This is a genomic window from Acinetobacter endophylla (genome assembly GCF_053543775.1).
In genome coordinates this window covers 1-9,074 of record NZ_JBLVOM010000059.1, presented here as the reverse complement: position 1 = coordinate 9,074, position 9,074 = coordinate 1, and the positions used below count along the sequence as shown (strand labels likewise).

Sequence of the window (9,074 nt, the reverse complement as noted above, 5' to 3'; positions counted from 1 at the left end):
CAGCCTGATAATGAAAAAACCATGAGTAAGAATTTAAAGCCGTTATCAGCCTGATAATGAAAAAACCATGAGTAAGAATTTAAATCTGTTATCAGTCTGATAATGAAAAAACCACGCTTAGGAATCTAAAGCTGTTATCAGTCTGATAATGAAAAAACCAACGATTAAGAATCTAAAGCCGTTATCAGTCTGATAATGAAAAAACCAGGATTAGGAATCGAAAGCCATTATCAGTCTGATAATGAAAAAACCAACGATTAAGAATCTAAAGCCGTTATCAGTCTGATAATGAAAAAATCAACGATTAAGAATCGAAAGCTGTTATCAGCCTGATAATAAAAAAATCAACGATTAAGAATCGAAAGCCGTTATCAGCCTGATAATGAAAAAATCAACGATTAAGAATCGAAAGCTGTTATCAGCCTGATAATGAAAAAAACCACGCTAAGGAATCTAAAGCTGTTATCAGTCTGATAATGAAAAACACATAAGATATGGACACATGTTAGGCATATAGATTGAAAAAGTTAAAATATATTAAAAATAAAGTGAAAAAGTATTTTAAATATTTTTCAAATATTGTATTGTTTGACTTTACTTGAAAGGTGATTGAAAAATGGAAAAGAACTCAGGAAAAACTTATATTTGTACAAGCATCCATTTTAAAGGTGGTGTGGGCAAAACAACATCTACGGTGAATTGTGCTGCTAAGCTTGGAAAATTAGGTTATACGGTTTTAGTAATCGACTTAGATAGCCAACGTAATGCAACAAAACATATTTCAAATGTTCCAGATATTGACGATATAGATGGCACTCTAAAAGATATTTTTGAAAACTATAAAACAATTAACATCCACGATGTTATACAAGGTCCAGATAAAACCAACTTTGAAAATGTATCTTTGATTCCTTGTGCTAAAAACATTCGTGATGTTGAGATCAATATTCAGCGTTCTAGTCCAGTTCCTAATGAAATTATTAGAAGTGTATTAAGAAAGATAAAAGGGGATTTCGACTTTATTTTGTTAGATTGTCCACCGCGAATGGAAACTTTAACTTTTAATGCTTTGTTAGCATCAAACAGTTTATTAATTCCATTACAGGGTGAATACAGTATTCAGGGTTTGGAAGATATACTTAACTCTATGGATGATTTAGAGACAAGCAATCCAGATTTAAAAATTCTATCGCCAGTACTAAACTTTTATAACAAGCGTAATACAGTGGATCTTACCTTGGCTGAAGATATTCGCAATGAATATGCTCAACCAAAATTACAAGAAAAACTGGTAAATAAGGAATTAATCTGTATTCCAAATGCTACGGTTTTTAGTCAAGCATCATATGTTAAGTGTTCCGTATTTGATCTGGATGCTGGAAAAGAAACACCAGCAAAACAAGCAATTAATCAACTTGTAGATCTAATGGTTTCTGAATACAAAAAATTATAAGGTGCTGATATGAACTTTAAAGATAAAGTAAAAAGCATGAAAAAAACACCTGTTGCTAATGCAACAGGGAGTGACGCTCAAGTTACTGATGTAAAAGAAAATACAGCGACTCCAGCCATAGAAGAGGGGAGTCTTAACCCACTAGCTAAGCGAGAAACAAAAAATATTGTTAGCGGATCTCATTTAGAATCAATCGACATTGATTTAATTGATCCATCACCTTATCAACCACGTATCATGAATAAACGTGTATATGAGAAGTTGCCAATTTTGGCTGCTGATATAGAAATTAATGGACAAATTAACCCAATTACAGTTCGACAGAAGGGTAATCGTTACGAGTTAATTGCTGGTGAGAGACGTTTTAGAGCAATTAAAGAGATTTTAAAGCTAAAGAGAATTACTGCTTTAGTTAAAACATCTATGAATGATGATAAAGCTGCTATAACAGCTTTATTGGATAATACTGCTAGACATAATCTTACAGATTTTGAAAGCATATTAAAAATCAAGCAATTATGTGAAGAGTTCGGTTATCCTTTTGAAAGTTATGAATTTGTTACTGAAAAATTTGCGATTGATAAGTCGAAGTATTTCCGTCTCAAATATATTCTAGACTTACCTGAGTTCATTTTGGACTCTTTGAACGAAGATCCTGAGCTAATTTCTGGATATATTGCTCAAGAAGTGAATACCGCAATAAATAAAGCTTTAGAAACTAAAACCGAAAAAGCAATTTTCGACTTGTTAAGACCAGAATGGGATAAATACGTTGAAGACTTTAAATCCACGGGCAAGCGTCATAAAGGATTTATAGCTATTTTGAGTGAAGAAGAAAAAGCAAATAAGGCGACTAAGCCTGAAAAAACTGAAGAAGCTACTACTGAAGAACAATCGAGTAAGAATAAATTCGATTTTAAAACAGATAAGGGCGTTAAATTTGGTTCTATGAGTTCTGAATGTGGTACCAAAGGTAAGAGTGTACTTAAGTTGCGAGTAGCCTTGGATGCCGATATTACAGAAGAGAAAGCTAGAAAAATTGAAGAGTTTTTTAAGAGCTTGAATGATTGAAGTTTCAAAACTTTGAATGAAAAAAAACCGGCATTGCCGGTTTTTTTATAATAGATCTGGATTAAAAGTTTTGTTAAGCCAATCCGAATTACTTGGATTGGTTACTGGTTTTGATTCAGATACGTTTTGACTTGGTTTAGCATTGTTAATTTCGGATGTTTCGGTATTTTGAGATGTTTCAACGGTAGGGGAGTGGTCCTGAATGTTTTTATGTTCAGTATGTTTAGCTTCCTTTATCTTAACTGCTTTTTGAACAGGAACCTCCTTGCTCTTGATAGAATCAGTTACGGGCTTTTTAGGTGATTGTTCACTTTTCTCCTTACTACTTTCTGGTATTTGTATGGTGATATGATCAAGATACTTTTTTTCAAGATATTCAATATCATACACATAGTAAGCAGTATTAAACTTGGTGTATGTTTCAACACAAGTACTTAAACCAAACCTTAATAGGAAAGAATTGACAGAATATAGGCTTGCCATATCCTCATTAACTTCATACAACTTATAAAGGTATGAAAGCTCAATTAGAACCGCTATACCAGCATGTAAAACAGCAGTTATGTAATTTCTACGAAGCTTTCCTTGAGGATGTTTTTTAATTGAATTAAATAGTTTTTGATTTGCATTTTTATCTATTTTCATTCGTACAGGCTGTGCAAACATCTCGTCTATTTCATTTTGCACTGGCGCATTTAGAAAAATCTTCTGCTTGTCAGTACAAAAGATAAATCACAAATACAGCAGACTTAAACTAAAAGCGTTTAAGTCTAGACCTGGTAGATTTCTATTAACACTACTAATCACATCAAGATCTTCTCTTGTTAAGTGAATTAATTGATAGGATAGTTGTATGTAGTTTGAATCTGTCATTTGATTTCTGCGTACATTTTATACATGTATTTAGCTAACTTATATAAACCTTTAGCATTGGCGTACTCTGGTGATTCTGCGATTCTTACGTTCGGTAAGTCGTACTTTTCTTTAATCTCTTTTTCAAGAAAAGCTGCACCGCCTCCACAAAATAATACTAATGCTAAATCATCTCCTCCACCGATCTGTTTAGAGATAAAGTTATTTAATTCGATCATGAATTCGTTTTTAGCTTGCTGAATTAAACCTGTAATATCTTTGGCTTGAGATCCTATACCATAAGTTCCAGATTTTAGTGCGAAATCTAGCCAGTTAGCGTTAACCGTTTTATAGCCAGATTCAAGAATTAAGCTAGTGATTCGTTCATAGATGGTAAGAATACCAAGGTTACGTGATGTAGAACGATGGCCATCAAGCATGTTTCCTCCATCTAATGTGACTACAATATCAGTGGTTTTACCGCCAATATCGATTACAGCACATTCAGAACTTATTAAAAGATCACTATCTTCTGACCCGTTTCCGTGTACATCAATAATCTCATTAAAATAAGCCGTTTGAGCTTCACATTTAACAATATGTCTTTTAATGATATTAAGCGGTTTACCAGCTTTATGATCTTTTAAGTTGTAGCAAACATCACCATTGAGTAGAAAATTAGTTTTCATATCAATAAGTGGCATGTTTTTGGTTTTTTCAGGTGTGTAATAGCGACTAACAGGAAGTGAAGTAGCGATTGCAAACGCTCTACCATCATATGTTCCGATAAGGTCAATATAGGCCTTAATTGCCTGGTGTATTAGTGCCTTGTTATATTCAGATGTCGGGTATTCATCTGTTCTGGTATCTAGAGGAACACTACTATTGATCTTCTTACCAACTGTATAAAGGTTTTCATTAACTTTAACCACATAATAGTCAGTAGATTCCTCTTCGCCAGTGAGGACTTTTCCTGAATAAGCAATACTAGGAATAGTCAGTTTGATTTCATTTCCATCTGGATCTAGACCAGCATAAAGCTTTGTACCGCCATGTCCATCATCAATACCTAGAACAATATAACGTTCTTCAATCGCTGGTTTTTCATTTTGAGTATTTTTCATAAGTTTACCTTTCAATTTTTCAAGATTTACAACGAGTAACGTCTTCTACCGCGTCTAGTGTATTTATTGCCCCCAAAAACTAAGCGTCTAAGAGCAGAGGGGATATAGCTGTATTTGTATTTAAATACTTTTTCAATAACCAATGTTGCTACTATCAAGCCGATGAAAAGCATAAGTTTGAACAAGGAAAACTTAATAACAACAGCTAGAAAAGGTATAAACAAATATCCGTTTAAACCGCCCCATAGGATTAGATTTAATCTAAATTGCGACCAGTGTGCATATTGATCATCCATATTCGCCTCTTAATAAATCAGTTTGTAATAGTAGTCTTCATGCAAACGACCAGCTTTGAGTAGATCGTCAGCTTGTTTCCTGAAACTCTTACTGATGTTTGGATCTGAACCATCAGAATTAATCATTAACTCTCGAATAAACTTCTGTTGATCATGAATATCATCAATTAAAAGCAATTGTTCTTTAAGTTGAGGTGAAAAAATTAAGTGTTCCCTTACAGCAAATACCTTGCCGTTCACATCTTTAACAAGACGTTGAGCAATCAATGTATAAACTGAACCAATAATGTCAGCTGCAGCCTGAAGATGTTCTTCATGCTTAAAGCGCTTCAACATACGTGGAATAATTTTGTCTACTGTGGTTGCGTGAACCGTTGCAAAAACAGGGTGGCCAGTTAAAGAAAGTTCTAGAGCTGCAGAAATTGTTTCTTTATCTCGCAATTCACCGATTTCAACTGCAGCAGGACGTCTACGCATCGCCTCTCTATTTGCATCCGCAAAAGTCTCGAAGTTATTGGGGATTTCACTTTGACTAACAATACTGTGTGTGCTTTCAATTGCGTCATACTCGTATTCGATAGGCTCATTGTGAGTTAAAATATTTCCACGAATATGAGTATTATTTTCCAACACATAGCGAATATTTGAAGCTAGTGTTGTACTTTTACCAGAACCAGTGATACCGCCGATGATGTAGCAACCATTGTGAGGTAGTGATCTATTGATGAAATCTTCATCTAAACCCACTTTTGAAAAGTGAGGGGGGATGCCAGAAATTGTACGTAACGTTATCTGAAAAGAATCTCCAGATCCACGATACGAAGTTCGAGATACGTTCACACGAAAGTTATAACGAGTTTCCTTACCTGAAGCGTCTTTCTGCAGAATACGATATGCCTTATTAATAAACTTATTATTAATAAGGACTAAGTAGGCATTTTCATCAGCAATCGTTCTTAGGATGTGTAAAGCTTCATCACGATTGATAATACGGTGTGTTAACGAATATAAGTCCAAGTCTTTCATCATTGTGATGGGGCGATCTGGACTAATGAAAATATCTGAAGCACCATGAGCTAATGCTTCATATAGAAGACTTTCAAATTCATCGCGACTTTTAAACCCTTGTTTCGGATCTTTGTATGTCGTTATGGCTGTTAATGTAGCCAAACCAAAACCACGACTAGAATCGTAGTCTTTGCGAATGTCTTTGGTAGCTGTCAGAATCTTATTTTCAGATCCTTTAATCTTGTTAACATCAAATAATGCAGATTTTGCTTTTAATGTCGAAACCTTCATTTGCATTTAAAACTTCCAATTGAGTTAGCGAACTTAAGGTTCGCTAACAAGGTTAATTTTTGGAATTTGATAGCTAGGTGCAATTTGTTCAGGTTGGAGAATTGGTTTCCAAGTTTCAATATTTGAATTGAACTGCGGTAATTGTTGGATTTGAAGCAATTTCATATCAAGAGCAATAGTGTCTTGTGTAGAAGTAACAGCCAGTGATTGACTGCTAATTGCTGGCATTGATAACTTGCCCTCTAAAACAAACTTATGGAAAGTAACCATCCCCAAATAATCTCGTTTAAGACGATCTACTGCATCTTCAACAATATTTCGGCCCTCAACTAAACCCATTTCATAAGACTTAGCAGCAGTCTCTTTCCATATTTTTCGTTCTTGTTCGTTAGCTGGTAACATTTCTTTCGGAATGAAAGTCACGTAATCGACATTGCTATCAAGTGTAGGGAAAACAAGGTACTGACGCCAATCAGGTGCACGAGTACTGAAACGAGCTTGTTTCAAGATTTTATAAGTCTGCTTAGTCGTCTTGTACGACATGGCATTAGGTGTCTCAGTTACATCTTTTGATTCAATAATAACCGGGGGAACAACAACACCTTTGATCATGTAAGGTTTAAAGTTAAAGATTGTATCAAGGTTACGCTCTTGGCTTTTGATGACCTCACGAGAGTTGCTTAAATACGTATTGATCCCTAACTTAATACCTTTTTGCTTAACCAATTCAAGCATGGCTTCATAACGAGCTTGCTGTTCAACATTACTAACATGAACTTCTAAAGAAGACTGGTTAGATGGGTTTAGTAGCTCTTGTAATGAAGCATTATTAGAGTAGTCCATAAAAACTCCAGATATTTATAAAAGGATTTAAAGGGTGTTAGTTATAAGTCAATAAAATACTTTTATTTTGATGATCTAGAGTTATCGAAGCAGTATTTAAATATGCAGAAATATTGCGTAAAGCTTCTACACCCGTAACACGCTTTTTATTAAAATTAACAATTGGAAGCTCATGGGTAGGACCAGATTCTACAAAACGGTATCCGTATTGGCTAGAAATACTTTTAATTAAAGGTATTGGATCGCCTATGTAGTCGATATTTAAAAGGTCATGGTTGATGCTACCTTGTTTCTTCTGAGCAGTTTGCATTTGAATTGCAGTAGAGTTCTTTAAATTCTGTTGTGCAATTAAAGCCTCTTGAGATGCTTCAGATATAATAGATAAAGGGCTTGCTACGTTTAATTGCGTTACATCACGACTAGCACATCCAGACATCATTAAACCAATTGCAAGAACGCTTAAAAGCTTTTTATTGTGCTTCATTTTTACTCCGGATTAAGTGGGTATAAAGACAAAATGATTTTAGTCTAAAAACTTTTAAAATGCACTTTATTAATTATAAAAAACCCCTTAAAAGGTATAAAGCCGACTTTTAGACACTCGCTTAAACCTAATTTATAAGCTTTAACGTATATCTAAGGCCGTTCTTTAGGCAGTCGTACCTGGCCTAAACAAGACAAATCTGAAAAAAATACTCTTTTTAGGTGCATTGTCTGTCCAACACAATGCTTTTTTTTAGTAGTACTTATCTGAAATGGAAATACAACGTACTTTTTTCAAACAATTGTAGAGAGTAAATGAGCTCTTATAGTTTGCTAGACGTCTTTTATAATCCTTTATAGTCTTATTCTTTCTTTTTATTATCTTTATTGTTCTTTTTTTAGAATAAATTTTATACAGAAAATAACAAACTAGATTTAGTTTATTTTTTACTTAAAATATTGTTAATACTGTAATTTATATTTTACAATATAGAACTACATTAATAAAGATGTTTATATACTTTTTTAATTAACAATAAAAATATTAATGTGGATAATGCAATTTATTTATAAGTCAGCTTCTTTAATGTTAAATAAATTGATAAAAACTGTTTGAAGAAAAAATGCATCTTGGTATATACCATTACTAATTTAAAACTTTAAAGACATTACAACTGCTACTTGTTAAAACCTACCCTATGGTTTAGTGCTGTGCATCTTAAATATAAAGTTTTACACCTTAAACACCAATTAAACTGCAATAATGATGTGCTTAGAGTCGTATTTATCCCTAAAAATTTAAGGCATCAGTACTGGCAAAAGACTATTGAAACTACGCATATCAAGCACTTCACTGTAAAAAAGGCCCACTGTGTTTTTATGATTTCTCAACTTCATTTTTTTGATTTTTCCACTGTACTAACAAGAGAGGAGTCAAAAAAGACATTTGCATTTATTGGGCTTAAAAGTGAAAAACATTTTGCTTAAAGTGAAAAACGTTTTAACGAGTACTTTTAGAAAGGTGTTTAACGTTGTAGTATGTGCTCATGTTTTGCATGTGGATTAAGGGTGGTAGTGGTGAGCAGTTTTGAGAATCCTAATAGCTATCTAAAGACATTAAAAGAATATACAAGCCGTATAGAAGATTTTCCGTATTCTACTAAGACTAAATATGATATTGAGCTTAAGCAAAAGATTGATAAACATTTAGATAAGCTGTCATTAAAAAGTAAACATGTATTCTTTTCCGAATTGGTTTGATACTCTCTCCACCCATTGCTCTATTTTATCAGCTGTCATGACTTGAAAATCTCGCCAATAATATTTCATCTGCTTCCATACCATCTCGATTCGATTTAACTCAGGGCTATAAGCTGGAATAAAATACAAATTCGTCGAAAAGTTACTTTTAAGTAGCTCTCTGTAATCAGCCATCTTTTTACTTCTATGAATCGAGGCATTATCAACAATAAGAACCAATGGAAGGTTATAAGTCTGTTTTACTTGTTGAGCTATTCCAGTTAAATAGGCATAAAACCAAGTGCTTGTAACTGACTCTTGTAAACAACTTGTCACCAGTTTCCCCGTTGAAAGCAAACACCCCATGACATTAACTCGTTTTAATCTTATTGCATCAACCGCATGAACATCACC

The 9,074-nt window shown here is 33.7% G+C and carries 8 protein-coding genes; 2 read left to right on the top strand and 6 right to left on the bottom strand.

Annotation, left to right across the window (positions count from 1 at the left end):
• Positions 1-616 precede the first annotated feature (616 nt).
• On the top strand, positions 617-1,453 hold the full coding sequence (locus ACNPNW_RS04720; RefSeq protein WP_038350086.1) for a ParA family protein: 837 nt from the start codon (positions 617-619) through the stop codon (positions 1,451-1,453).
• A 9-nt stretch (positions 1,454-1,462) separates the two neighbouring features.
• Positions 1,463-2,524 (top strand): ParB/RepB/Spo0J family partition protein, encoded by a 1,062-nt coding sequence (locus ACNPNW_RS04715; protein ID WP_448766610.1) that lies wholly within the window; start codon positions 1,463-1,465, stop codon positions 2,522-2,524.
• Between the two features lie 45 nt (positions 2,525-2,569).
• Here the strand turns inward: ACNPNW_RS04715 and ACNPNW_RS04710 are convergent, their stop codons facing one another.
• The 6 genes from ACNPNW_RS04710 to ACNPNW_RS04685 form a co-directional block, all read right to left on the bottom strand.
• Positions 2,570-3,190 (bottom strand): SAM domain-containing protein, encoded by a 621-nt coding sequence (locus ACNPNW_RS04710; protein WP_448766609.1) that lies wholly within the window; start codon positions 3,188-3,190, stop codon positions 2,570-2,572.
• Between the two features lie 203 nt (positions 3,191-3,393).
• Positions 3,394-4,500: a ParM/StbA family protein gene (locus ACNPNW_RS04705; protein WP_005028638.1), complete on the bottom strand. Its 1,107-nt coding sequence runs from the start codon at positions 4,498-4,500 to the stop codon at positions 3,394-3,396.
• Positions 4,501-4,805: 305 nt separating this feature from the next.
• Positions 4,806-6,101 carry an ATPase, T2SS/T4P/T4SS family gene (locus ACNPNW_RS04700; RefSeq protein WP_448766608.1) on the bottom strand — a complete coding sequence of 432 codons (1,296 nt, stop codon included), beginning with the start codon at positions 6,099-6,101 and terminating at the stop codon, positions 4,806-4,808.
• A 27-nt stretch (positions 6,102-6,128) separates the two neighbouring features.
• Positions 6,129-6,938, bottom strand: coding sequence for a type IV secretory system conjugative DNA transfer family protein (locus ACNPNW_RS04695; protein ID WP_005005889.1), 810 nt, complete (start codon positions 6,936-6,938; stop codon positions 6,129-6,131).
• 37 nt (positions 6,939-6,975) lie between these two features.
• Positions 6,976-7,422: a DotD/TraH family lipoprotein gene (locus ACNPNW_RS04690; protein WP_151835049.1), complete on the bottom strand. Its 447-nt coding sequence runs from the start codon at positions 7,420-7,422 to the stop codon at positions 6,976-6,978.
• A 1,220-nt stretch (positions 7,423-8,642) separates the two neighbouring features.
• Positions 8,643-9,050, bottom strand: a complete 408-nt coding sequence (locus ACNPNW_RS04685; protein ID WP_448766611.1) for a transposase — start codon at positions 9,048-9,050, stop codon at positions 8,643-8,645.
• Positions 9,051-9,074: the final 24 nt, after the last annotated feature.